This is a genomic window from Streptomyces sp. NPDC046805, from assembly GCF_040645355.1.
GTDB lineage: Bacteria > Actinomycetota > Actinomycetes > Streptomycetales > Streptomycetaceae > Streptomyces.
This window is the reverse complement of record NZ_JBEYYC010000040.1, coordinates 25,457-49,037: the sequence shown is the minus strand read 5'-3', so window position 1 is coordinate 49,037 and position 23,581 is coordinate 25,457. Positions and strand designations below refer to the sequence as shown.

The 23,581-nt window shown below is 67.0% G+C and carries 21 protein-coding genes and 1 pseudogene; 12 read left to right on the top strand and 10 right to left on the bottom strand.

From position 1 onward, the window contains the following. Positions 1 to 150: 150 nt before the first annotated feature. The 4 genes from ABZ910_RS32080 (at position 151) to ABZ910_RS32065 (ending at position 9,090) form a co-directional block, all read left to right on the top strand. Positions 151 to 4,830: a toxin glutamine deamidase domain-containing protein gene (locus ABZ910_RS32080; RefSeq protein ID WP_361372104.1), complete on the top strand. Its 4,680-nt coding sequence runs from the start codon at positions 151 to 153 to the stop codon at positions 4,828 to 4,830. A 71-nt stretch (positions 4,831 to 4,901) separates the two neighbouring features. Continuing rightward, entirely contained in the window at positions 4,902 to 5,909 is a 1,008-nt protein-coding gene (locus ABZ910_RS32075) for a hypothetical protein (RefSeq protein WP_361372101.1), read from the top strand. Positions 5,910 to 5,989: 80 nt separating this feature from the next. After that, positions 5,990 to 7,975 (top strand): ATP-binding protein, encoded by a 1,986-nt coding sequence (locus ABZ910_RS32070; RefSeq protein ID WP_361372098.1) that lies wholly within the window; start codon positions 5,990 to 5,992, stop codon positions 7,973 to 7,975. 359 nt (positions 7,976 to 8,334) lie between these two features. Further along, positions 8,335 to 9,090: an immunity 49 family protein gene (locus ABZ910_RS32065; protein WP_361372095.1), complete on the top strand. Its 756-nt coding sequence runs from the start codon at positions 8,335 to 8,337 to the stop codon at positions 9,088 to 9,090. 52 nt (positions 9,091 to 9,142) lie between these two features. Here the strand turns inward: ABZ910_RS32065 and ABZ910_RS32060 are convergent, their stop codons facing one another. Continuing rightward, positions 9,143 to 9,604 (bottom strand): hypothetical protein, encoded by a 462-nt coding sequence (locus ABZ910_RS32060; RefSeq protein WP_361372092.1) that lies wholly within the window; start codon positions 9,602 to 9,604, stop codon positions 9,143 to 9,145. Between the two features lie 472 nt (positions 9,605 to 10,076). Between ABZ910_RS32060 and ABZ910_RS32055 the strand changes: the two genes are divergently transcribed. From ABZ910_RS32055 to ABZ910_RS32040, 4 genes are all read left to right on the top strand, one after another. Next, positions 10,077 to 10,244 (top strand): hypothetical protein, encoded by a 168-nt coding sequence (locus ABZ910_RS32055; RefSeq protein ID WP_361372089.1) that lies wholly within the window; start codon positions 10,077 to 10,079, stop codon positions 10,242 to 10,244. A gap of 83 nt (positions 10,245 to 10,327) precedes the next feature. Then, the gene (locus tag ABZ910_RS32050) at positions 10,328 to 11,656 is read left to right on the top strand and encodes an SUKH-4 family immunity protein (protein WP_361372086.1); all 1,329 of its coding nucleotides are present in this window, start codon (positions 10,328 to 10,330) and stop codon (positions 11,654 to 11,656) included. Positions 11,657 to 11,740: 84 nt separating this feature from the next. Continuing rightward, the gene (locus tag ABZ910_RS32045) at positions 11,741 to 12,097 is read left to right on the top strand and encodes a hypothetical protein (protein ID WP_361372083.1); all 357 of its coding nucleotides are present in this window, start codon (positions 11,741 to 11,743) and stop codon (positions 12,095 to 12,097) included. Positions 12,098 to 12,170: 73 nt separating this feature from the next. Then, the gene (locus ABZ910_RS32040; protein ID WP_361372080.1) at positions 12,171 to 12,968 is read left to right on the top strand and encodes a hypothetical protein; all 798 of its coding nucleotides are present in this window, start codon (positions 12,171 to 12,173) and stop codon (positions 12,966 to 12,968) included. Positions 12,969 to 13,010: 42 nt separating this feature from the next. Here the strand turns inward: ABZ910_RS32040 and ABZ910_RS32035 are convergent, their stop codons facing one another. Beyond that, positions 13,011 to 13,445 (bottom strand): hypothetical protein, encoded by a 435-nt coding sequence (locus ABZ910_RS32035; RefSeq protein ID WP_361372077.1) that lies wholly within the window; start codon positions 13,443 to 13,445, stop codon positions 13,011 to 13,013. Positions 13,446 to 13,667: 222 nt separating this feature from the next. On the opposite strand from ABZ910_RS32035, the gene ABZ910_RS32030 reads away from it, so the two are divergent. Then, a complete protein-coding gene (locus ABZ910_RS32030) occupies positions 13,668 to 14,318 on the top strand; it encodes a hypothetical protein (protein ID WP_361372074.1) in 651 nt (216 codons plus the stop codon). A gap of 231 nt (positions 14,319 to 14,549) precedes the next feature. Continuing rightward, positions 14,550 to 14,780, top strand: a pseudogene (locus tag ABZ910_RS32025) (IS3 family transposase); the annotation flags it as partial. A 261-nt stretch (positions 14,781 to 15,041) separates the two neighbouring features. Here ABZ910_RS32025 and ABZ910_RS32020 read toward each other — a convergent pair. Continuing rightward, the gene (locus tag ABZ910_RS32020) at positions 15,042 to 15,518 is read right to left on the bottom strand and encodes an ATP-binding protein (protein ID WP_361372071.1); all 477 of its coding nucleotides are present in this window, start codon (positions 15,516 to 15,518) and stop codon (positions 15,042 to 15,044) included. A gap of 236 nt (positions 15,519 to 15,754) precedes the next feature. Here ABZ910_RS32020 and ABZ910_RS32015 point away from each other — a divergent pair, with 236 nt between their 5' ends. Beyond that, positions 15,755 to 16,594, top strand: coding sequence for a helix-turn-helix transcriptional regulator (locus ABZ910_RS32015; RefSeq protein WP_361372068.1), 840 nt, complete (start codon positions 15,755 to 15,757; stop codon positions 16,592 to 16,594). Continuing rightward, the gene (locus ABZ910_RS32010; RefSeq protein ID WP_361372065.1) at positions 16,591 to 16,803 is read left to right on the top strand and encodes a DUF397 domain-containing protein; all 213 of its coding nucleotides are present in this window, start codon (positions 16,591 to 16,593) and stop codon (positions 16,801 to 16,803) included. Before ABZ910_RS32015 ends, ABZ910_RS32010 begins: the two co-directional genes overlap by 4 nt. Positions 16,804 to 16,877: 74 nt before the next feature. Here ABZ910_RS32010 and ABZ910_RS32005 read toward each other — a convergent pair whose 3' ends face one another. From ABZ910_RS32005 to ABZ910_RS31975, 7 genes are all read right to left on the bottom strand, one after another. After that, positions 16,878 to 17,522, bottom strand: a complete 645-nt coding sequence (locus ABZ910_RS32005) for a hypothetical protein (protein WP_361372062.1) — start codon at positions 17,520 to 17,522, stop codon at positions 16,878 to 16,880. A gap of 28 nt (positions 17,523 to 17,550) precedes the next feature. Beyond that, on the bottom strand, positions 17,551 to 18,255 hold the full coding sequence (locus ABZ910_RS32000) for a hypothetical protein (RefSeq protein WP_361372059.1): 705 nt from the start codon (positions 18,253 to 18,255) through the stop codon (positions 17,551 to 17,553). Between the two features lie 34 nt (positions 18,256 to 18,289). Next, positions 18,290 to 19,570 (bottom strand): putative T7SS-secreted protein, encoded by a 1,281-nt coding sequence (locus ABZ910_RS31995; protein WP_361372056.1) that lies wholly within the window; start codon positions 19,568 to 19,570, stop codon positions 18,290 to 18,292. Then, positions 19,570 to 19,884: a hypothetical protein gene (locus ABZ910_RS31990; protein ID WP_361372053.1), complete on the bottom strand. Its 315-nt coding sequence runs from the start codon at positions 19,882 to 19,884 to the stop codon at positions 19,570 to 19,572. Before ABZ910_RS31990 ends, ABZ910_RS31995 begins: the two co-directional genes overlap by 1 nt. A 174-nt stretch (positions 19,885 to 20,058) precedes the next feature. Then, complete coding sequence (locus ABZ910_RS31985; RefSeq protein WP_361372050.1) at positions 20,059 to 20,343, bottom strand: hypothetical protein; 285 nt, start codon at positions 20,341 to 20,343, stop codon at positions 20,059 to 20,061. A 298-nt stretch (positions 20,344 to 20,641) separates the two neighbouring features. Continuing rightward, positions 20,642 to 21,907: a S8 family serine peptidase gene (locus ABZ910_RS31980; protein WP_361372047.1), complete on the bottom strand. Its 1,266-nt coding sequence runs from the start codon at positions 21,905 to 21,907 to the stop codon at positions 20,642 to 20,644. 122 nt (positions 21,908 to 22,029) lie between these two features. Beyond that, the gene (locus ABZ910_RS31975) at positions 22,030 to 23,553 is read right to left on the bottom strand and encodes a hypothetical protein (RefSeq protein WP_361372044.1); all 1,524 of its coding nucleotides are present in this window, start codon (positions 23,551 to 23,553) and stop codon (positions 22,030 to 22,032) included. Between the last annotated feature and the right edge of the window lie 28 nt (positions 23,554 to 23,581).

The window sequence follows — 23,581 nt, the reverse complement described above, 5'->3', positions numbered from 1 at the left end:
CTGCGACAGATTTGTGACAGCAACTCTCAGCAGCAGTCCGCGGGTGGGCCCGTAAGCTTGACGCGCGGTTGTGCTGCTGTGTGATTCCCCGTGCCCATGGGGGCAGTTGTACGGTCGCGTCGTTCTGACGGGGGTGCTTCTGCTGTGTCGATGATGCTGCCGGACGAGCTCGAGTGGGTACTCGAGATGCTCGGTTACCGCTGGCCGACGGCAGACGAGGACAAGCTCAGAGAAGCCGCCGCCCTGTGGCGCAAGTTCGGCGATGACGTCACCGAACTGCACACCGCGGCGAACGGCAGCGCCAGGAAGGTCACGGCCTACAACGCCGGTGCATCGATCGACGCGTTCACCAAGACCTACGCCAAGTTCGACGGCGGAGGCGGCTCCGACGGCTACCTCGCGAACGCCGCCCAGGCCGCCTACACCATTGCAACCGTGCTGGAAGCCTGCGCGCTCGCCGTGGAGGTCGCCAAGTGGGCCGTCATCGCGCAACTCGTGGCCCTGGCCTTCGAGATCGCCGCCGCGCAGGCCTCCGCACCCTTCACCTTCGGCCTGTCCGAGGCCGGCGCACTCGGCGCGACCCAGGTCACCCGGCTGATCGTGCGCCGCCTCCTCGACGAGCTCAAGAAGGCTCTCATGGAGGCCATCACCGAGGCGATGAAGGAACCCGCGATCTCGGCCGTCGAGGCCATCATCACCGACCTCGTGAAGCAGACGGTGAACGTCGGCTTCGGCGCCCAGCAGGGCTACAACGTCGGCCAGACCGTCAAGGCCGGAGCGGACGCCGGCGGACAGGCCCTCCTGCAGACCCCGCAGACACTGGCCGAGGGCGTACGCGACAGCCTGGGCGAGAAGGCAGGCCATCGCTTCCACCACGCCATCGACAGCCGTATCGAGGGGCACGGCTCGTCGTCGGGGTCGGACGGGGGCGACGGCGGAGACGGGGACGGTGGCAGTGAGGGGGAGTCCGACTCCTCCTCGGGCTCGCCGTCCGGCTCCGCGTCCGACTCCTCCTCGACATCGTCCGACGGCTCCGGGGCGTCGGGGTCGTCCGGGTCGGACTCCTCGCCGTCGACGACGCACGCGCACAGCGGTGCCGGCACGCACATAGGTGGCGGGATATCCGCCGACACGGGCGGCCTCAGCGTCAGTACCCCGGACGTGGGCGTGGGACCCGACTCCGCTTCCGGTTCCGACGTCGACTCCGGTTCCGTACAAGGCCCCTTGGCCTCGGACAGCGCAGTCCCCAGGCCGACACCCTCCCTGTCCGGCCCGACCCTGTCGGACTTCGACGATCCCGCACCCGACGGTCCGTCACACCACGCTCCCGACCTGCCTGACCTGAGTGGATCGCCCAGCCATTCCGGAAGCAGCGGCGGCTCCTCACCGTCGGGCGTTTCCTCGCCCACCCCCCACTCCACGCACTCCACGCATGCGTCGGCACCGTCCGGCGATACGACGCCCTCGACCGGGAGTGGCGGCGGCATCAGCACCTCGATCGACAGCCTGGCCGCCACCGTCCCCACCCAGTCCCACGCCCCCGACACCCCGCCACCGGCCGACCCGTCCCCCACCGGTACCGGAAGCAGCCGTACGGACATCGGCTCGGCCATACCGACGCCGCCCGTCACGCCTTCCACCACGCCAGCCCACACCCCCAACCCGACGCCGGACGGCCGTATACCGAACCAGCGCGTCCCCGGTACGGCACCGGGCGACGGGACGCTGCCCCGGCACACGCCCGGTGACACGCCGAGTGACGGCAGGCCGCCCCGGGACACTCCGGACGCAAGGACACCCCGGACCACCCCGAACCCCACACCGGACGGCCGCACCCCCGGCTCGACGCCGGGCGAGCGCACGTCGCCGCGCAACTCCCCGGACCCGACGGGCACCCGCGCCTCCACTCCGAGCCACGACTCGAGCTCGGGCCCGAGGTCGACCACGCGCGAGACGACCGCGAACCGGACGCAGACGCAGACGCCCCAGTCCTCTCCGCCCAGGCCCACACCCGCGCCGTCCGCTGACTCGAACGCACCCAGCACCGCCCCCAACCGCCCATCAGCTCCCAGCAGTACCACCCCGACCCCCTCGACTCGGCCCGCCCCAGGCGACACCCCCGGCGCACCCGGCACCCCGAACCGGCCGTCGACCGGTTCCACCCCCACCAGGCCACCTCAGCAGCCGACAGGCAGCACCCCCAACACCCCACAGGCGCCCTCGGGCACCGCGACGAACCTGCCGAGCGAGCAGCAGCAACAGCACCAGCAGCAACAGGCGACCCCGGTGCCGGTCCCCACCGTCATCCCGGGCGCCCGCCCCTCGACACCGCTGCCGTCGCACGCATCCCCAGCCGCACCCCACGCACCAGGCGCACCCCAGGCTGCCCCCGGCATGCCGCAGCACCACCAGCAGTCGCAGCAGGAGAGCCTGAACGACATCCGCAGCGGCCTGGACCACCATCCAGGCGGGTTGGCCGACCCTCACCCCGACGACCAACAGGCCCTGGCCGACGCCGTACCGCACAACCCCGACGGAACCCCGCAGCGCTTCCCCGACCCCTTCGGCCACTGGGCCCAACTCCAGAACGACGGCGGCAACCAGGTCCCCGGACGCAGCAACAACTGCGCGGACTGCTCCCGTTCGTTCCTGGAGACCTGGTACGGAAACCCGCAGGTCTCGGCCCCCCGCACGCTCGACACCGACGAACACGGCAACCCCGACCCCTGGTCGCCCGAGGACAACGCGAACGACAACCAGATCCGGTGGACGGGCGCCGAACACGCCTACGCCGGCCCGGGCAACAACCCGGACACCGCCAACACCATCGCGTCGACACTCCAGCAAGCCGGCCATGGCGCGGCAGCCATCGTCCAGGTCGACTGGCCCGGCGGAGGCGGCCACGCCTTCAACGCCGTCAACCACCACGGCGACATCGTCTGGATCGACACCCAGAGCGGAGAGGTCAGCCACGATCCCCTCCACATAGCCGACGCCGAACATGTCTGGCACATCCCCCTCGACGCCAACCGCCACCCCGTCGACCTCACCCGCTCCGACGCCGACCACTCCGAGAGCCGGAACGACGAGTCTCAGTCGAAGAGCTCCGAGATCAACGGGCATCCGGAGAACAACCAGAACCCGCAGACCGATGTCTCGGGCAACACCCCGCCGCAAGGCGACGACACCGACACGGGAACCGACTCCACCAAGCCGGCCCGGCTGACCATCGATGCGTCGAACAACGCGGACCCCACGCAGCCGCCGGCGAGCGGCGATCGCGAAGGCGACAACGGCCGCCGCCCCCAGAGCGAGAGCGACAACCCGTCCAAGCCGGATGGCAGACCCCACGGGCGGGAGCCGTCCCAGCAGACGCCGAGCACCCCGCGCCAGCAGTCACGCCCGGGCGAGGTGACGCGCCCCGACGAGCAGGGTCGCACCCGAGACAAGGGGTCCGATCAGCCGACCACAACGACGGAGCGCCCGGCCCGGCCCGAGTCCCCGGGCGCCACCAACGACAACACGGACGGTCAGGACAACAAGCCCTACACCGCCCCTCACGACCGAGGCGACAGTGACACTTCGGACGAGAGCCGTCGTGTCACCGAGGACGGCCCGGACAGCGACACCTCGCGCACGCATGCGGAACACGAAGCCCCGGATGCCAGGGAATACGGCATCGAGCCCGACCAGCTGCAGACCACTCTGCGTGAGCAGCGAGATGTCCACAGGGTCGATTTGGACCGGGTTCACGACCGTCTCGACCGGTGGGCGGAGTCGGGCGAACTCACGAACGTACTGAGGGCGGCCTCCGGAGACGGTCCGCACCCCAGCCCCGACGGTCCACGAAGCTTCACCAGGGCCCAGCTCAGTCAGAGCCTGGAAGGGTTCGATCGGCTCTCACGGGGAGAGCAGCAGGCGGTCGTGGCTTCGCTTGCCCGGCTCAGCCTCTCGTACCACAAGGCGCACAGCGTGGGCGCCAACCCCGAGCGAATCAGCCACCCTTACCGAGGCGAGAACGAAGGCGACCCCGCACCGAGAACACCGGACCGGGGCGCCAAGATCTCCAAGGAGTCACTCGGCGTACGACTCCATCGAATGGCGCTCAACCAGCTCTTCAAGAAGGCGTCTTTCAAGAAGCTTCCCTCGGACGAGGCAGGAAAAGTCAGGCGCAGCGGACCAGACTTCAGCGGCAAGAACTTCGCGGTCCTCGAAGTTCAGGGCCCGCCACCGGACCACGACGTCACCTATGTCGTGGACTCATCTGTTCCGGCCAATCAAAAACTGCCAGGGGTCCAACCACGCCATTCGGAGAAACATCTGCTCGCATGGCTCCAACGCATGGACCCCGAGGGCAAGAAGTACACACCGCTGGGGCTCTATACCGAGCGCGAACCGTGCGGACAGGGCGAGGGGCACATGAGGTGCTCCACGGTCCTCCTGGACGACCGCTTCGAAGGCATTCCGATTCACTACAGCACAACCTATCGGGACGACCCTGAGGGCATCGCAATACGAAAGCAGATGCGCAGCGAGAAGAGAGAGACACTCAAGACCCTGAACGGCATGTCGGACGACAAAATAAAGGAGCACATGACAGAGCGGTGGAGCAAGCGCTACAAAGACGACGAAAAACGGCTCGCGAGGGCGCTGAACCGACTCGAAGGAAAGTCCGGCACCAAGCTCATCGAGTCCATAACCAATGAGCTGGATGCGCAACGCGACGAGGCCAGGACCCTCAAGGAACAAGCGGTGAAAGCCGAATTCGATCGACACGTCGACGCCCTCGAGAAAACGTGGAACACAATCCTCCCTGATCTGAAGAAGTGACGACACACAGGCCGGACCGCTCAGGCGAACACCCTGAACCGCTTCCATGAACCAGAACTAGGCTGTGCCCCATGCCCGAATCCATTGATGCCCTCGTACAGGACCTCTCCGTCAGGGACCGCACCGTTCGCAGAGCCGCAAGGGACGCCCTGGCCGCACTCGGAGCAGAGGCTATTGACCAGCTCCTGGCGCACACCGTCGCCGGAGGGACAAAGCACCTGAGGCGTGACGTCCAGTCCATCGTTGAACACTTGGGCGAGGCGGCACTGCCGCGCCTCCGTGAAATCCGGCGTGCGGGCCCCGGGCAGCTGCGCAGCAAAGCGCTCGAGATCCTGGTCGACCTGGGCGGTGCGGACGCGCTCGACGAGGTCGACCAGCGTGCCGTGGAACGCCTCGTACGGATCAAGCTCCTGGACGAACTCCCTGTGGAAACGCCCTTCGAGGCCGGCCGCTGGCTGGCCTTCCCGGCGGACCGGCTGGACGACGCCGTAGCTGCTCTCGGCCTGCACGACGTTCGGCCGGTCACTTCCGTCATGGGTGTGGCCGCCGCCACTCAAGCCACCGACTCGCTGGACTTCCAGGACGCCCAGGGCAAGACGCAGAGGGCCTACCGGGTCTTCATCACCCCGGAGTTCGAGAACCGGCGCGCAAAGGGCCGGATCAAGAACTGGCGCATGCTGTGGGGAAATTCGTTCCTGGACGAACTCGACGGTTTTCGGCTGGCCAGGGAACTCAGTGAGCGATGCGGTGAGGCTCACTTCTACATCCTCGATCCCTACAACGCATCCGAGAACTGGTACATCGCCCGCGACGGTCATCTGCTACGGAGCTACGGCACCTACGAATACCCGCAGTTCGAAGGAGAGCCACTGCCCTTCGAGGTCTTGCAATTGGAGATCGCGAACGAGGATGAGGCCGAGGAATACGCCGAAGGCGTACCCGACGCGTCCAAGGCAGCCGACAACCTCTCGGTCGAACCCGGCCCTCAACTCGCGGAAGACACCCACGGCCATGGCTGGCTCGCCACCACCCACCCCGACGTGCCCAACTCCCGCTTCAAGGGCGCCCTGCCCGTCTGAAGCCCCACAGGCCGGTGGCTTGAACTGTCCGGCAGTCGAGAGCCTTCGCACACGTCCCCGCCGGCAGAGAACGGGAATCCATGACCGATTCAACCGATGGCTACGCTCCGCACCCCTACATAGGTGGCCACAGCAACGCCCTGCGTGCGCTTGCCGCCTGGCGCACGGCGCGGCCGGGGGCACCTCGTGTGGTGGCTCTGACGGGAAACTCCGGCAGTGGCCGGTCGCGGCTGCTCACCGGTTTTCTGATGCTCTGCGACCCGGACTCCCGCAACCGACTGGATCTCGATCAACTCGACCCGTCATGCGTGCCTCCTGAACTGCCCGCACCCGCCGCGGCGAATGCACGCGGACTGACAGCCCAGCAATTCCTCTGGGCCCTCGCCGATCACTACGAGCTGCCGGCGACCCGCACCGAGGACATCTACGCAGAGCTGGCAGCCACCGGCGAACCCGTGTCACTCGTCGTTCTGGACGTGGATCAGGCGGGCCCTGTCCGGCACACGGACGAACCCTCCGTACTCGTACGCCACGTACTCAAGCCGCTCGCCGCCCTTGACTCGGTCCGCCTCGTGGCGGAGCTGCCGCGCCATCTCGTCACCGAACTCGCTGAGGGGCTGCCGGCGGGCGCCCTGCAGATCATCGATCTCGACGAGCCGCAGTGGACCGACCCCGAAGGGCTCGTACGGCACGCGGAGGCGGCGCTGAGCCCTTCGTTCGCCGGAACGGACGTACCGTTCACCGTGGATCCGCAGGCCCGGCACGCCCTCTCCACGGCCATCGGGCACCGTGCGGGCACCAGTCCACTGGTCGTACAGCTCGCCGTGCAGAGCATTCTCGCCGCTCCCGAGGACTTCGACCCGACCGACGAAGGCCAGTTGCCCACCTCCGTCGGCGAAGCACTCGACCTGCATGCCGAACGACTCGGCGCCGACCCGCAGACGCTGCGGCTGATGCTGGCCCCGCTCGCACTGTGCGAGGCCGACGGCCTACCCGTCCACCTGTGGGCGCGACTGGCGAGCGCAGCCGCCGGACAGGACATGAGCCAGGCCATCGCGGGCGGGATGTCGCTCGTCGGCCCCTTCGTACAGCCCGTAGAGCAGAAGGCGGACGGAGACGACCACGAGAGCGGCGGGCATACGTTGCTGCGCCTGCTGCACCCCGCCGTCGGCGACGAGATCCGAGCCGGCCTGCCCGACGTCCGCGCCGCTCAGACCCGGATCTCGATGGCGCTGCTGGAGGCCGTGCCGGAACAGGACTGGAACAAGGCCGACCCCTACGTACGCGACCACATCGCGGGCCACACGCTGGCGGCCGGTCTTCTGCCCCAACTCCTCACGGACCCGATGCTGTTCGTCCACGCAGACCCGGTGCCGCTGCGCGCCGCCGTCGAGGCCGTCCCCGTGGAGGAGCTGGGCGCGCCGGCGCGTACGTACCTGCGTGCCGCACCCCTGCTGACCCGCAACGAGGTCTCCGCGCCGTGGCGTGCCGCTCTGCTGGAGACGGCGTTCGTCGAGGACGGACTGCCCGAGTACGCCGACGCCCTGCACCGGCTCGGCTTCGAACTGCCCTGGCAGACCTTGTGGAGCCTGCCGGTCGCCGGCATCAGCGAAGTGACGGTCGGCAGCCTCCGCGACGCCGAGGGACCCGCGACCCGCGTGGCGGTGCTCGTCGTGCCACCAGGCACTCCGGGCGCACAGTCGATAGGTGAGGGGGACGAATCCACATCCGCGGTACTCGTTCACGGCCTCGTACCACCGGACGGTCCCGGCGACGCGGACCCCGTCGACACGAACCCCGTCGGCCCGGCCCTCCGTGACGTCGACCTCGAGCAGATCCTGCGCCCGGCCGAGGAGGAACGTGCCGTCTCCCCGCTGGGGCTGAGCCGTGGGGCGGACTATCTTCGCGTCTGGGACCGGGAGAGCGGGGAAGTCGTGGCCGCGCTGATCTCCGACGCCCCGTTCACCTCCGCCGACCTGTCCCCCGACGGCATCCTCGTCGTCGCCACCGAACGCGGGGCGAAAGCCCTCCGCATCCTCCCGAATGCCTCGGCGCCGGCCTCGTAGACACACGACGGCCTCGCGGACATACGGCGACATCCCGAAACAGGACGCCGACAGCGACACGGCAACCAACGCCCCCGAGCCGCTGCACCCGGCGACACCGGACGATCGATCAATGCGGACGCCACACAGCCGTTGACGACTGATGCAGACACGTCGCCGGCCCCGGCGAACGGCGAGCCGTAAAACGACAACGACAGCCTTCAGAGAGCGGGCAAAAAACCGCACGTGCACATCCGGAAACCGGAAGGCAGGCAGGAATGACTACGCAAGTGACACGTCACGAAGTGCCAGCCGACCGTGTTCTGAGCGTGCAAGCACTTGTTGACGACACCGAAGCTCGTGTCCGGAAGCTCGAAACGATGCCCAGCACGTTCAACACCGCTCTGAACAGGGCACTGGCCAACGCCAAGAGCCAATGCGCCCTGGACCCTCGTGCCGCGCGCATCGAGACGTGGGAGGCGTGGGTCACGACCATGCAGATCGGCTCCGCCCTTTTCCGGGCGGCGACGTCACCGGAACCCGCGGTGGAATGCCTGATCTCGGGCAAGCCGCGCACCATCCCGTTCACCGGCCCTCAGCCGCCCGCCAACGCGGGCAACTGGCTCACCGCCTTCTATGTGGCGCTCGTCTGCCGCGAACGGGAACGCCTCACGGAGCTGGGCGAGGTCCCGATCTCACTTCTGCGTGAGTCCGGAGCGGTGTACGACGAGTACATCTACGACTGGGTCGACGCCCTCCAGACGTACTGGAAGCAAGGTCCCGCTCTCGGGGACAAGTTGACGGCCGCGGTCAACGGCACGAATCCCGAGGTGTTGCAGGTCTCCGACCGCAGTCTGACGCTGCGTGTCCTGTATCCCCCGCTCAATCTGTTCCACCGGTTGCTCCGAGGCGATGGCGAACGCTTCGACGTCGAACTGGTCAAGGCCCTGGAATGGCACCAGGAGTACTGGACGGCAGATGAATCGACGGCTGCCCAGGTGAGTGGTCTCGTCGCGCTGGGCCCCCTGGCGATGGCTTGCCTTGCCCACGACGGCGACATCGCCGTCGAGGTGGAGTCCGGCTACATCCCCAAGTACCTGCTGGAGGGCAGCCGCGTCGGCGACTTCCCCACCTGAGCCCCGACACATGATGCCGCCGGGTCACCTCACTCGTGTGGTCGTACTGCCGTCAGACCTTGGTGAAGCACAGCGTGTAGTCGAGCTGGTGGAGGTCGTGGTACTGGATGCCGTACTCGTACTTCGACGGGCACTTCAGGTCGTCGCCGTAGAGCTTGTCGCCCGTCTTGTACTCGGCCTCGGGGGAGTTGCAGTCGACGATCGTGGGCACCGGGTCGCCCTGGGGGTCCTGGACCTTGACGCAGTCGCCGACGTCCGGGTTGTGCGTCGCGTCCTCCTCGGCCTGCGCGGAGGCCGAAGCCGACGCCCTTGCCTTGCCGCCGGTGGGGCTGGTGTTGTAGTCCCAGACGTAGTAGGCCAGGGCGCCGAAGATCACCGTGACCATCAGGACCGACTTCAGGACGCGCAGCGGGCCGCCCGACTGGGGCCGACGCGGGGGTTGCTGCTGCTGGTGACCGTACGGCTGCTGGGGCTGGTTCGGATGGTTCGGATAGGAAGGCGGTGTTGCGGACATGCCTGGGAATCCCCCGTAGTTGGCTCAGTCGGCTGGACGCTTGAAGATCAACGCAAAGTTGGCAGGTGCAGGCTATCGATGGGGACCGATGGCTCGTCCGCCGACCCGGTTGCTGCCGCAACGGCTGGCTGGTTTCGCCCAGTTGACCGAGATCGATGGCTCTGCGGTAAGCGGCTCCGACGCTCGATCACCTCGCCCACGGGGCCCATCCGCGATCGCGGCCCAGGACCGTTGCCGTAGGCGAATGAGTCCGCGACGGCGGAGGACGGGGGGATACCCATGACCGGCTCGACCGAGCACTACGCACCGCACCCCCGCATAGGCGGCCGTACGGCGGTGTTGCGCGCGATCGCCGCGTGGCGCGCGCCGCGCCCGGAAGCGCCGCCGACGGCGGGCAGGGCCCACGCGTGGTCGTGCTCACCGACGGTTCCGGCAGCGGACGTTCGTGACTGCTACCCGGGTTCCTGATGCTGTGCGAGCCGGAATTCCGCGAGCCGCGCTGATCTCCGACAGCCCCTTCACCGCCGCCGGCCTCTCCCCCGACGGCATCCTCCTCGTCGCCACCGACCGCGGGGCGAAGGCCCTGGGCATCCTCCCGGAGCACCGGGCGGCCGCGACGGACCCGGCGATAGCCTCGTAGGCACGGACGACACCCGTCCCCCTCCCCTCCCTTCACCACACCACACCACACCACCTCGACCGAACACTCGAAGGAGCCTCGTCGTGATCAGCCAGGAGCAGGCGCTCGCCATCGCCGACCGTTGGCTCAACCCGAAAGGCTCGACGGCGTCGCGCCGCGAGGTCAGGACGCAGGAGTTCGATCTGGGCTGGGTAGTGTGGGCCGCGCCCGCCGAACCCGAGCGGGACCCGGTGACCGGGGAGCGCCGGCCGCCCGCCCAGATCGGCGACGCGTGCGGAGTGGTCGACCGTCGTACCGGCGAGCTGACGGTCTGGCCCTCGGTACCGGTCGAGGAGGTCGTACAGATGTACCAGCAGAAGCACGGCCCGGCACGCCGGGGTGAGGGCTCGCCGGAAGGTGCCCGTCCGGTCACCGGCCCCGGCAACACGGCCGTCTTCACCTACACCGACCCGGCGGGCGGCGAGGAGACCACCCTCTTCCGCAACTCGGGCCCGGGCCTGCCCCCCGCCGAGTACCAGGCCTGGGACGAGCTGCGGCGCATGAACGTGCCCGACAGCAACGTCATCGCCGTCCACACCGACCTGCGCCCCAGCCTGCTTCCCGGCGGCTACACCGCCGAGCTCCTCAACCGCTTCCGCGACGCCGAGCTCTCCTGCTCGCAGAACTACGGCGCCCGTCCCGAGGACCGTGCGGAAGGCATCGCCGGGCTGATCGAGCAGGTCGACGCCATGAACCGGATGGCCGGCCGGACGCCGCCGCCCCGTCCGCACCGCGTCCCGGTCCCCGCCCACGTCACGCCCGCGGAGCCGATGCGCGACGTGACTCTCGGACGTCATCTGGTGGAGGTCTTCGGCGAGGAGGGCGTACGTCGCTACGACGCCGACGACGTCGCCGGCACCCCGCTGCCCGAGCCCACCAAGTCGACGCTCACCCGGGCAGGCGTCCCCGCCGACGTCCCGCTCTTCTTCACCGCCGACCGTCCCGACTCCCCGCCGGCGGGCGGCCTGTTCACCGACGTCTCCACGAACCTGCGCGAGCGCCACAGCCCGGCCGGTGAGGAGAAGATCAACGCCCTGTCGTATCTGGTGCGGATCGGCTTCGACGGGGTCGCGGTCATCGCGGTGCAGTGCGAGCCGGGTACCGGGCAGCCGGACGGTCTCGGTGCGCTGTGGGCCGTGGACCCGGTCAACGCGGCCGCCCGCTACGTCAACGTCTCGGCCGCGGCCTTCGCCCGCTCCCTCGCCGCCCTCGCCACGACGCGGCATCGGATGCGGGGCATGGACCCGTTCGCGGCGGGTGCCGAAGTCGCCAGTCTGCAGGAGCAGTTGACGGCAATCGACCCCTCCGCGCTGGGAAATCCGACGACGTGGTGGTCGCTGATCATCGACCAGATGTGGGACGGCCTTTTCTGACAGCTCATCGGCTCATCGGCTCCTCCCCTCTCAGAACTCAGAACTCAGAGAACCCGCGAGCATCGAGAACAAGGAGAGCAACACATGGCTTCGGAGACCCCGGCACCGGCACCGACGCCCCCGCCGACCACTCCCGAGGAGGCCCTCGACATCGTCCGCAGCCGCTACGCCCAGCCGAAGCTGCCGGACGGCACCCCCGCCCGACTGCGCGTCGAGGAGTTCGACATCGGCTACCTGGTGTACGCGGAGTTCCCACGCGCCACCAAGGCCCCCGGCCCGGCAGGCGCCCCGACTGCCCCCGCCGCCCCCGCTCCCCCCGGCGGCAGCAAGATCGTGGTCTCGAAGGCCACGGGCGAAACCGTCACCGTCCCCAACTTCCCCACCGAGGCGGCCATCGCGCTGTACCGCCGTCAGCAGCAGGCGCAGCGCCCCCAGACGTAACCGAATCCGTGGCGGCACACGGTGATGAACCGAGCCGCCGCCTGGTCCCCGCCTCGTATCCCATGGGAAACCAATGAGCCAACCACAGTTCCAGCCGCCGTCGCACAACCCCTACAACCCGCAAAACCCGTACAACCCCTACACCCTGCCGGCCCCTCCCCAGCAGCAACAGCAACCGGGGTTCAGCCCACCGCCCGCACCTGAGCAACCACCCATGCAGGCCGGCCCGCCGACCGCCCAACCCCCCATGCAGGCCGGGACGCCAAGCGCCCCTCCTCAGTCCCCGGCATATCCCGGCCCGCCGCCCGCCCCCGCCGCGCAGCAGCCGACGTACCAGCCGTACGGGCCGTACCCCACTCCGGCTCCGGTTCCGGCGTACCAGCCCTCCCCCTACGGGCAGCAGCAGCCGACCACCGACGGACGGCCTGTCGGGGCCATACTCCTCGCGCTCCTGGCCTCGTTCATCGTCTCGCTGCTCTACACCGGTCTCACCCTGGCCACGTACAAGGACCAGTCGAACACCGCGGCCTACGTCCTCTACGTCACCCACGCGTTCGTCAACGGAGCGGTCGTCGGTGCGCTGGCCGGCAAGGTGGGGCGCAGCAGCACGGGCGCCCGGGTGGGAGCGGCCGTCATCGCCCCGCTCGGCGCCGTCTTCGGCTACACCAACGCCATTCCGCTCATCATCGCCGACGGCCGGACGCCCAAGGCCATCCAGTACATGCTGGAGGACGACCCCTTCCTCCCGGCGAAGGCCTGGTGGGGCCACTCGGCCGGCAGCACGTTGGTCTCCCTGCTCGGCCTGCTGGTCGCCGCGGTCGTGGCCTGGGGCCTCGCCTACGTCGTCGGCGGCAGAAGCCGCCAGGCCTGACAGCTCCGCGGACGCGTCCCGTACGCCGTGTGTGCCAGGTGGTCAGTACAGCGAGAACCCACCGCTGTGCCGTCCCGGGCTCTTCCTGCCGCCGTGCGAGGACGCACCCGCACCCGCCGAACCCCTCGACTCGGCCGCCCCTGGCGGGAGTTCACCGCTCGCAGCCGCCTCCCCCTGCCTGATCTGCTCCCGCTCCTCCTCGGAGAGCGCCTCCCACTGCCCACGCAGGGATGCCATGCCTGCACCCAAGGCGTGTGCCGCGGCAGGGTCGTCCAGGGCATCGCGCAGAGTGAGCCGGCCGGAGAGCAGCCTCTTGGCCACGCCCTGCAGTTCCTTGCTTACCCCGTCGGTCTCGGTCAGCTTGCGCAGGGCGGAGTTCAGGGAACGTATCTGCGCCGGTTCGAGCGCCTCGTCCAGGACCCCGCGGTCCTGCGAAGTGCCTTGCGGATCAAGGGAGTTCTCGGTTCGCCTGGTCATCGCCCACCACTCCTCGTCTCTCCTCATATCGCGCTATCGCGTCCCCGGCAGTATCTCCCGCCCGGGGAGCGCCCGCAGTTGACGCATGAGCGATGCACCAGTGACGCTCCAGCGACGCACCAGCGATGCCCCTCCCCAACGTGCCCATGGGCGCAGCTGCCATGCTGACTCGCCTCACCTCCCACCGGCCGGGGGCTGAAGAGAGCAGAAGGACGGGACGTCATGACGCGAAAGCAGAGCAACGCCACCGCAATGGACCGCTCCCCCGGAGGCCTCGTCGGCAGAGCCTTCGGCCGCCTCGGCCGCGCGGGCGGCCTGGTCTTCCTTCTCGCGGGCCTGGCCCTGAGCGGATGGGGCGCGTACGAGGGTGCGTACGCGGCGGGATGGGCAGGCATCCACGGCACCCTCACGGTGGAACACTGCGAGATCAGCTACCCGAACAACGCCTCCCGAAGCAGCCGCAAGAACCGCCGCCCCATCCTCTGCGAGGGCGCCTTCGTCTCCGAGGACGGCGGAAACAAGGACACCCACGCCGGGGTCCAGGTCAGGCAACGGTACGCAACCGGCACGGAGTTGGCGGTACAGCAGACGGCCGAACCGACGACGGCCAACACCACGAACACGGACTACGTCGCCACGGGCATGGACCGCGCCCTGCGCTTCTTCGCCGCATTCGCCGGGGGTTGGGTCCTCACGGGCCTCGGCGTCTTCTGCCTCGCCACCGGTTACGCCCCGTTCGGCGAAAGCGCCATCTCGTACGACGAGGCATGGGAGACGTCGGGCCGCGGAGCGACGCGCCCTACGGTGATCGGGATGATCGGTGCGGGACTGCTGGGGGCCGCGGTGTTGTACCTGGCCGGCTACTTCTTCTGACAGCCGCCCCGCTAGAGGGCGTCTCCCGTCCCCTGGGCCAAGGCCCCCACGACGAAGGCCGCGTACGCCCAACGGGTACGACCGCGCCGCGCCAGCTCAGCAGTGGTGAGGTTGACCTGCCCCACCTCTCAGGTTCCAGTTCTGCTGGCTAACTGACGGCCTTCACGAAAGGCTGCCGGACATGCCCCGCGCCTACCCCGCTGAGTTCCGCGCCCGCGCCATCGCGTTGGTGCGGTCGGAGACGGCCTGGACAACGCAATGATGGAGTCGTTCTGGTCCTCGATGCAGATCGAGCTGTTGAACCGCAAACGGTGGAAGACCCGGGTCGAGTTGGCGAACGCGATCTTCGAGTACATCGAGGTCTTCCACAACCGACAGCGGCGCCACTCAGCACTGGGCTACCGCACCCCGATCGAGTACGAACTACTCTCCGAACAAGACATCATCCCCGCCGCCAGTTAGCCACCGCAGCTGGAACCCAAACCGTGGGGCAGGTCAAGATGTCACCCGATCGTGCAGCAGACCCGAACTGGGCTCCCCCCGGCCCACGCACTTTCGCACTGCAACGCGCCGGGTTAGCCGAAGCCTCCCTGCCCAACGGGAACGCTCCGAAGCGCGTCCATGACGTACTCCGCCCATACGGTCTTCCCTGGACCGTCGGAGCGCTGATGCCAGCCCCAACGGGTGGACACTCCGGCGACGATGAGCAGTCCGCGCCCCGAGTCACAGATAGTGAGTGCCAGTTCGACCTCGCTCGGCCAAGGCTCGGATACGAGCGAATGCGGGGTCGGATAGGGGAAGCCGTTCGGCGCGGGTGCCGGTCACCTCGATGCGTACGACACGACCCGCGCCCGGGGACGCCGCGGTGAGGCGAAGCCGGAGATGGAAGTCTCGGCCGGGCACACGCCCGTGCTGTACGGCGTTCGCGCACAACTCGGCCACGATCAGCGTGATGTCGTGGTGCACATCGGAGTCGTAGCACAATCCCCAGGCATCCAGGCGGTGGGCCGTCAGGCGGCGGGCGAGGCGCGCACCTCGCGCAGTAGAGCTGAACCGCATGGCGAACTCCCGCTCGGCAAGTCCCGGTGGTTCGCAGGCATCCAGGCGCGTGGAGGCGGGGTGCGACTCGCTCGAAGTGCCACCAGAGCTGACGGGTGCGAACTTCACCGTGCCCGCCTGGCGGTTGGTCTTCTTCATCATGCTGACCACGGTGGCGACAGTGGCGTAGTGTGACCAAGAGGTGACGCACTGACGCGAAGTCTTGTACGTGCGGGGACAGTACGTGTACGAGGCCTGCGGCGTGCCGTTGAAACCGCGGTGCGCGTCGGGCCTGGGGGCCGGAAAAGGCGGCAGCTGTGGCGGAGTCAGCGGAGGGGAGGGCGTCGAGGGGCCTGCCCGACGCCGGGAGCAGGACGACCGTCGGATCGGAGGGCGGCGTGCACCGCGAGACTGAGGCCGGGCCACGCCCCGAGGATGAGCCGGGGCAGGGACTCTTCGCCGCGTTCGGGCGGCAGTTGAAGCTGCTTCGGATCCGGGCCGGGCACGACCGGGAGCAGTTCGGAAAGCTGACGGGGTACGCCCCGTCCAGCATCGCCTCGATCGAGCAGGGCCGCAGGATCCCCCAGCCGACCTTCATCGACCGCGCGGACGAAGTGCTGGACGCGGGCGGGGTGTTGAAGGCCATGAAGGAGGAGGTGGCGCGGGCGCAGTATCCGCCGTTCTTCCGGGACATGGCCCGGCTGGAGGCAGAGGCGGTCGAACTGCTGGCATACGACACGCATGTGGTGAACGGCCTGCTGCAGACCGAGGAGTACACCCGGGGCCTGTTGGGCATGAGACGTCCGCTGCTGGGCGAACAGACCATTGAGCAGCGTGTGGCGGGCCGACTCGCGCGGCAGGAGATCTTCAACCGCTGGCCGGCACCACTGCTGAGCTTCGTCCTCGAAGAGCCTGTACTGCAGCGCCCATTGGGCGGCGAAAGCGTGCTCAGGGGCCAGCTCGAGAACCTGTTGCTGGTCGGCGAGAAGCGGAACGTCGAGATTCAGGTCATGCCACTCCAGCGGGACGACAACGCAGGAGTGGACGGCCCGTTCACGGTGATCACCCGAAAAGGCGGTGACCAATTCGCCTACATGGAGGTGCAGGGACGTAGCACTCTGCTGAGTGATCGCGAAGAAACGCTGCTCGCCTCAGCACGCTATGGGATCATCCGATCGCAGGTTCTCACGCCCCGAGAGACTCTGGGATTCATCGAGAAGTTGCTGGGAGAGCTATGAACAGCGCTGAGACCGCGAGCACCACCCCGACGGTGACCTGGTTCAAGAGCAGCTACAGCGGCGCCGAGGGCGGTCAGTGCGTAGAGGTGGCGTCCGCAACCGGAGCCGTGTACGTCAGGGACTCTAAGAATGTCGTGGGTCCCGTCCTGACGGCTTCACCTGCGGCATGGGCGCACTTCGTCGAGCTGGCCTCCGGTGCGGCCGCCTGACCGGCCGCGGAAGCCTCGCCCGAGGGACGTGCCCAGCTGAGTGACAAGGCATGATCCGGGACCGCTACGTGCCATCACCCGCCCCAGAACAGGATCGGCTTCCGCCAATTCCTCTTGCTGATGCCTGCCTGCTCTGCCCGAGCGATGCGCTCCGCGTCGGCCTGCTCTCGCCTGGAGGCCAACTTGTCCCAGTCCGCAGGGTTCAAGAACAGCATGGCATTGCTCCCGGGTACGACCATCACCCCACCGAAGACAAGGTCCCCAGCGACCCACGCTCCGTTCTCGGCACCCTGGGGCCAACGGCGACGTCCCGCAGCGTTGATGGCCTTCATCAACGGAGCCCCATGCTCACCCCGCATAGAGACCTTGATCTCGTACACATTGCCGTACTCGGTCCACTGTGAGTTCTTCTTGACCACGCGCGAGTGGAATTGAAGAGGGTAGTGACTCAGCACCTTCCGGCACTGGACCAGCCGAACACCGCCCCAAAGACGGTAAGCTGTAAGAACGAGCAAGAAAATTCCGGGCACGATGGGCAGCACCAGGAAAATGGTGCTCGGGGCACCCACCCTGAACAATACAATCGGCGCGGCGATAAGAACCGCAGCGAACAGTATTCGCCCAGCGAGAAGCTTGAACAATCCGTTGTAGTTCTGCTTCATCACCTGGTCTACGTCCACGACCCCAGGCGTGTGCGTTCCCGGAGAGATCTCCGACATATCATCTCCTTCCGGATGCAGTGTTCGACTAACCGAAGTCATTCCAGATCGCATCAGCAGTAGCCGATTCCGGCATCACGCTACCGCTGTCCCCGGAATCCAGAAGCGCAGGGTCGGTGAACGACAGAGTGTGCGCTACGCCGAGCAGGATGTCCCGGTAGGAATCAGCGAGATCCACCGCGGGTGTCACCATCTGCAGCAGAACGATGTCACGTGTGCCTGGGCCTGTCACCGCGACGGTCCCCTGCCAGACCGTCCCCTCCGGAGGCGCGTCGCTTCCCTCAGGCGGCGCTCCAGGGGCCGGAACACGTCGCTTCGCCTCCGCGAGAAACCCTGTCCCACACGGCAGCTCCAGCGGCCGCAAGCCTTCGTCCGGCATGTCGCCGGCTGTTCCAGCCAGACTGGCGAGCATGAGCTTGGCGTTGACACCGCTAACGGGGAAGGCCGAGACCGTGAGTACGGAGGAGGTGAATCCGCCGGCCTCATCCGGGTGCAATCCCATGGCGCACCCGAGCACGCTCTGTGCGTTCAGCAGGCCCACAACGCCGGCATAGAACCGCACGACCTGCTCCGCACGGTCGCGCAGCTCGTCCGGCAGACTGAGTACCTCCTTGATCAGCTCCACGACTCGTTCGACGGGCGGGTCAAGGTCCAGTTGCAGATAGCCGTACGGGAGTCCGTACCAGAGGACGGGCTTCGGCACGTTCAGTGCCTCGGTGAAGACATCAGTCACTGTGCTGTCTGCCCTTCAGATGCTGCTGTGTTCTCTACACCCATCCCACGAGCTCCGCGATGTCGCGCATGGTGGCAGCAGCCTTCGTGCTTTCTGCCGCGTTGTGTTCGCCGCCGTCGTCGGGAACGAATCCGAGGCTCTCCGCAGAGGACACCATATTCGCCGCAACGTTCAGACCGCCGGCACTGATGGCGCCCATCAACTTGCCCGAGCCACCGGTGCTTTCCCCCGCAAGACGCCAAGATTCAGCAACATCGTCCGCGGCAGTCTTCGAGAAGGCAGGGACAACCTCCCTGGTGAAGGCCCCGATTTTTTCTGCATTTGACACGGCGACACCCATTCTGCCAGCCATGCCCACCCCCTCGGATACTTCCTTCGCCGCCATCCCCAAGGCCTTACCTCCCGGGATCATGCCGACTGTGTCACCGGCAACGGAAGCCCATGCGGAGAACATATCCATGCCGCTCCCGCCCCCGAGCAAGTCGCTTCTGAACTTTGCATCGGCGAGATTCGAGCCCATGGAGGCCGCGCTTGCCACCACCGCGATGCCGGCGAACAGCGGAGTCAGCGGGGTGGGGAAGAGCGCCAACAGGCCGGCGATGGCACCAATGGTCCCCGCGTGTTCCAGGAGGAAGTCACCCGTTGCTTTGATGCCGTCCCAGATGGCGTCGACGGCTTTACTCAACCAGCCCGGCTCCTTCGGTGCGAGCTTGTCCGTGGCGTCATCGAGTGACTTCGCCACCTCCTCTGCGTCGTCCTCGTGCGTGGTCTCCAGCGCCCGAGCCTTAGCGATGACGTCGTCGTACTCGGCATTGGCCTTGTTCAGCGCGCTGGCCGCCTCATTGAGGCTGCGCTCGGCCGATCGCAGCCGTGCCGTCGCCGCGTCGGCCTCTTCCTGGGTGGGGAACTGCTGGCCGGCGAGCTTGAGGTCCGGATTCTGCTCAGACTGAGCGTGATGGTCCTTGGCTGATGCGATCGCGGACTTCTTCTCGGCCGCTACGTCGTCGTACTTCTGCGCCAAGTCGCGGTGGGACGTCAGATGGCCGTCCCACTTACCGAGTTGCGCTGAAGCCTTCTCCAGGGAGCGGGCAGCGTTCTTGATGTACGTCGGCAGCTCACCTTCAATGGAATCACGGAAGGCCTTTGCGGCATCGCCCTCCCAGTAGCTACTCTCCCCGATCAGCCTGTCAAGCTGGGTGTGACAGCTGCGAAGTGCGGCGGCGGCAGAAGCGACCTTCTGTCGGAGCGCGTTGACTTCACTGGGCATGCCGGGTACCGGGTTCCAGCCAAGGTTAGGGTAAGGATTCGCCGCCATTACTGCGCTCCCCCTCCGCTTGAGGAACACTGTATGAAGGCCTTCTCCAAGGCTTCTTCGACCTCTTCGTAGTTCTTCTTGTTGGACTTCACGCCTTCACTGACGGCGTCGACCATCTTCCTGGTTTGCTCGGACCCGTACTTCCAGCGCTCCTGAAACCCATCACACGCTTCGTCCAGACGTTGGGTGCCGATCTGGTCGGCGCGCACGTGAGCCAGAGCAGTCCGCGCCTCATCCAGATCCCTGATGCATCCCTCAAGAGTCCTGAGAAACTGCCCCAGTTGATCGGTATCCGTTCTGAAGTACTCCCCCATGAAACAACTCCTTTGCGTGATGGGTGGCGACGCGCTGGACACGTCTGCGTCAGCGGATGGGCCGACGTTGCGATCTCGGTGGTCAAGTCAGTTCGTGATCCATCCGCTGAAGTCGGCCAGCAGAGAGAGTCAGGGAATGTGTATTCCCGAGAGGGATGGCGGGCTTCTCTGCGTCTACTGGCCCTGATAACGCGGCTGCTGGGTGTAGGGGTTGGGCATCTGCTGGGGCTTCGCCTGAGGAGCCGGGTACCACTGGTTCGGAGCTGAGTTGGGGTACGGCTGTTGGGCGGGCGCGTACATCGGTTGCTGGGGCGGGTAACCCGTATTCTGGGGGTAGGTACCGCCGAAAGGTCCGCTGTTTGCGGACGTGCGGCGGCTGCGGATCACAGCGAAGACGGTGACGGCGGCAATTACAGCGCCGATGCAGACGATGCCGACGACGAGGACGATGGCCCCCATGGAGGATAATCCCCTCTCGCTCTTGGCGTGATTCGCCGCGTGGTCGTTGCCCCTAATCGACCCTGCCGAGGAGGAAGAAATTCGACATAGAGAATCTCCCCTTGAGGTTCCTTGATGAGGCGAGAGTGGGTAACCCAGCGGTGGCCTTGACTCCCTGCGCGGCGTTGTATGCACCATCGTGATGAGTACAGGAGATGTCTCCGGCGCGAGGGATCGAAAGCTCACGGATGCTGATAGGCCTCAGGAACGCACCGATGGCACAGGAGGCAGAGGCGCCTCCTCTGCCGCGGATGGGGATTCACTCCCACTGCCCCTGGTGCGGGTGCTGTTGGCTATAGGGGTTGGGGTAGGTCTGGTTGGGAGTTGAGTTCGGGTGCGGCTGCTGGGCAGGCGGGTATGTGGGGTGCTGGGGCGGGTAGCCAGTGCCCTGCGGGGGGACTCCGGAGCCGGGTCCACCCTGAGCGCCGTTGCGGCGGCTGCGGAATACCGCGAAAAGGATGCCGCCAATGACCACAACAGCTGTGATGCCGGCGATGAGGAAGATGATGCCGGAGGAGGAACTCTTTTTCTCCGCCTGATTCGTGCCCTTAGCCGCGGTGCCGGAATTCGTAGACGTGGATGGCGCCTGGGCGAGGGGGCCTTGCTCGGGGCCGGCGGGGATGTTCATCGTCAGCGCCGAACCGGGGCGGGCGATGCCGTAGCCGAGTTCCTTGTCGGGTGCCTTCTTGCCCTCGTTGTTCAGGAAGGACGCCGACTTGACCAGGCGGTTGATGATCTGGCCTGCGGTTAGGTCGGGGAACTTGGAGCGGAGGAGGGCGACAATGGCCGATACGTAGGCGGTGGAGCCGGAAGTGCCGTCTGCCACAGCGTAACCACTACGGGTGGTCGGGTTGGCCTGAGGGGTTCCCACTCCGGGGGCCGCGACGGTAACTTTTCCAGTGTTTGACAGATCCCAGAAATTCAGGCCCTTGTCTACAGCAGAAACGGAAACGACTCCCGGCAATGCGGCAGGGTAACTAACTGTCCCTGAGTCGTTTCCCGTACCCGCCACAACTACAACGTCATGCTCTTGCGCATACTTGATTGCTTTCGCGGCACGCGAACCAGGGTAAGCTGATGGATCGCCGATCGACAGGTTGATTACTGACGCGCCATGGTCTACCGCGTACCGAACTCCGGCAGGCAGCTCTGTCGAATCCTTATTAAAGCCAATCCGCACCGGGAGAATCTTCACCTTCGGTGCGAGACCCATCACCCCAGCGGAGCTATTTACCCCATGCCCATGACCGGCGATGAGGCTGGCCATTCCCGTACCATGCCCGTTGCTGTCTTCGTGAGGATCTCCCGCGCCGCTGAAGTCCTTGCCGGGCAGCACCTGTCCGGTGAGGTCCGACTGGCTGGCATCTACACCTGAGTCGATTACAGCGACGGTGACTCCCGCTCCTTGGGAGATCTTCCAGACCCTTTTCGCATCGTACGCTGTCAGCGGCCACTGATCGTCTCGTACTTGATCCGCTGACGCAGTTGGAACCGAAGTGAGGAGCAAGGCTCCCGTCAACGCCACGACGCTTGTCGTGGACCAGACTCGCTTGAAACCCAATTCCTTGCTCCTCACTCAGTTACGGCTGGGGCACCAGCCATCATGCACGGGCACCCGACAACTATCTGTCTAGCCCGATTGCCTGGTTACTCGATGGTCCTCGGTACGTTGCGGTTGAGGTTCTCATCCGAGATCCAGGTCTCTTCGTCCTCGACCAGGTAGTCAGGACGGTCCCCTCGGCCGTTCCCTTTCTCCGATCGCCGACCGTCGCGACCGCCCGCACCGCCAGCCATACCGCCAGCACCGCGCTGAGTTCCACCGCGGCTGCCATGCAGGCCTGCACCGCCACCCTCACCACCGGCGACCTCCTTGGCTGCACCCACAACACCACCACGGGCCCTGGCTAGGGCTCCGCGGCCACCAGCAGCAGCACCGCCTCGACCGAGCCCACCTGCTCCGCTGCCCATGCCACCCATGCCGGCTCGTCCTCCGGTGCCGCGACCAGTTGCCGCGCCCTCGCCAGTCACACCACCGCGGCCACCCGGAAATCCGAGGCCGCCCCGGCCTGCAGTACCGCTGCCGATGCCGGGCACTCCGCCAGGAGCCAGGAAGCCCGAACTCTGAGCTCCGCTGGTGCCGATGCCGCCACCGCCACTGATTCCGCCAGTACTCATGCCGGGGCCCGTCCCAGCGAGACCAGGGGAGATGCCGTCGATGTTGGTCTTAGCCGTCGGGAGCTGCGAGCCGCCTGTGATGCCTGGGTCACGAGGCATCACAGGCGTCGGCTTGATGCTCGCTGTCGGCCCTGCGCTCCACGGCTTGGCGGCGCTGCCTCCGGCGCTCGGCCCGGTGCCACCAGCAGGCGGCATGGCGATGGGGGGCGGCATCGGCGTCTGGGGGTTCGGAGGGGAGTAGGGGTCCCTGGTGTCGTGGTCGAAGGCGGTTTTCGCGTATGTCTTGTAATTGACCCCCAGCTGCTCCATGATCGCCACCCCCTTCAGCTGCTCTTCCTTACCCTTCGACAGGGAGTCGGCGTTCGCCTGGCGCGCAGCGTCCGTGCTCACACCCTTGTTGATGTCTTCGAGCAGTTGCTTGTCGCTGCGGTCGTCGTCCCAGAGGCTGTCCCAAGCACTGGACCAGCCTGACGGTACTTCGACGTCCCGCATCTTGTGCATGGACGTCCGCAGGTCGTTCTGAACGCCATGCATGGTTTCCGCGTAGTGATTGGCCCATGCAGCTCCGTTCCGGATGTTCTGCATGATCTCGTTGGCCTTCTTACGGAAGGCATCGGCCGCGTCGCCCTCCCAGTGCTCGAGGACGTTCTCAACGGCGCTCTCCATCATGCCCGCGACGCTGTCCTTAGCGGAAACCTGGTCCACCCCGCCGGTCTTACCGTTACCGTCGCCGCCGGACAGGGTGTTGTGGACCGACTTCCAGTGCTGGCTTACCTCGTAGATCCGATTGGGATCCGCGTCCAGGATCATGGATCGCAGCTCGGGGATTCCCATCGTCATGAAATGGGTGTCGAGCTGGCTGCGGTCCGGGCCGCCCATGCCGCCGTCTTTGAGCGACTCGAGCTTCTCGTCGTGCTTGTCCTTGATGTGCTGCTCTCGCGCCTTCTGCTGAGCCTTGATGTACTCAGGACTGCTGTAGTAACTGTCGTAGACCATCCTCGAACATCCCCTCCGTCAGTGACTT

Bases quoted from the DNA above. Each gene is read 5' to 3' on its own strand.
- ABZ910_RS32080 (WP_361372104.1), top strand. From the start codon at position 151: ATGATGCTGCCGGACGAGCTCGAGTGGGTACTCGAGATGCTCGGTTAC.
- ABZ910_RS32075 (WP_361372101.1), top strand. From the start codon at position 4,902: ATGCCCGAATCCATTGATGCCCTCGTACAGGACCTCTCCGTCAGGGAC.
- ABZ910_RS32070 (WP_361372098.1), top strand. From the start codon at position 5,990: ATGACCGATTCAACCGATGGCTACGCTCCGCACCCCTACATAGGTGGC.
- ABZ910_RS32065 (WP_361372095.1), top strand. From the start codon at position 8,335: ATGCCCAGCACGTTCAACACCGCTCTGAACAGGGCACTGGCCAACGCC.
- ABZ910_RS32060 (WP_361372092.1), bottom strand. From the start codon at position 9,604: ATGTCCGCAACACCGCCTTCCTATCCGAACCATCCGAACCAGCCCCAG.
- ABZ910_RS32045 (WP_361372083.1), top strand. From the start codon at position 11,741: ATGGCTTCGGAGACCCCGGCACCGGCACCGACGCCCCCGCCGACCACT.
- ABZ910_RS32040 (WP_361372080.1), top strand. From the start codon at position 12,171: ATGAGCCAACCACAGTTCCAGCCGCCGTCGCACAACCCCTACAACCCG.
- ABZ910_RS32035 (WP_361372077.1), bottom strand. From the start codon at position 13,445: ATGACCAGGCGAACCGAGAACTCCCTTGATCCGCAAGGCACTTCGCAG.
- ABZ910_RS32030 (WP_361372074.1), top strand. From the start codon at position 13,668: ATGACGCGAAAGCAGAGCAACGCCACCGCAATGGACCGCTCCCCCGGA.
- ABZ910_RS32020 (WP_361372071.1), bottom strand. From the start codon at position 15,518: ATGATGAAGAAGACCAACCGCCAGGCGGGCACGGTGAAGTTCGCACCC.
- ABZ910_RS32010 (WP_361372065.1), top strand. From the start codon at position 16,591: ATGAACAGCGCTGAGACCGCGAGCACCACCCCGACGGTGACCTGGTTC.
- ABZ910_RS32005 (WP_361372062.1), bottom strand. From the start codon at position 17,522: ATGTCGGAGATCTCTCCGGGAACGCACACGCCTGGGGTCGTGGACGTA.
- ABZ910_RS31995 (WP_361372056.1), bottom strand. From the start codon at position 19,570: ATGGCGGCGAATCCTTACCCTAACCTTGGCTGGAACCCGGTACCCGGC.
- ABZ910_RS31990 (WP_361372053.1), bottom strand. From the start codon at position 19,884: ATGGGGGAGTACTTCAGAACGGATACCGATCAACTGGGGCAGTTTCTC.
- ABZ910_RS31985 (WP_361372050.1), bottom strand. From the start codon at position 20,343: ATGGGGGCCATCGTCCTCGTCGTCGGCATCGTCTGCATCGGCGCTGTA.
- ABZ910_RS31975 (WP_361372044.1), bottom strand. From the start codon at position 23,553: ATGGTCTACGACAGTTACTACAGCAGTCCTGAGTACATCAAGGCTCAG.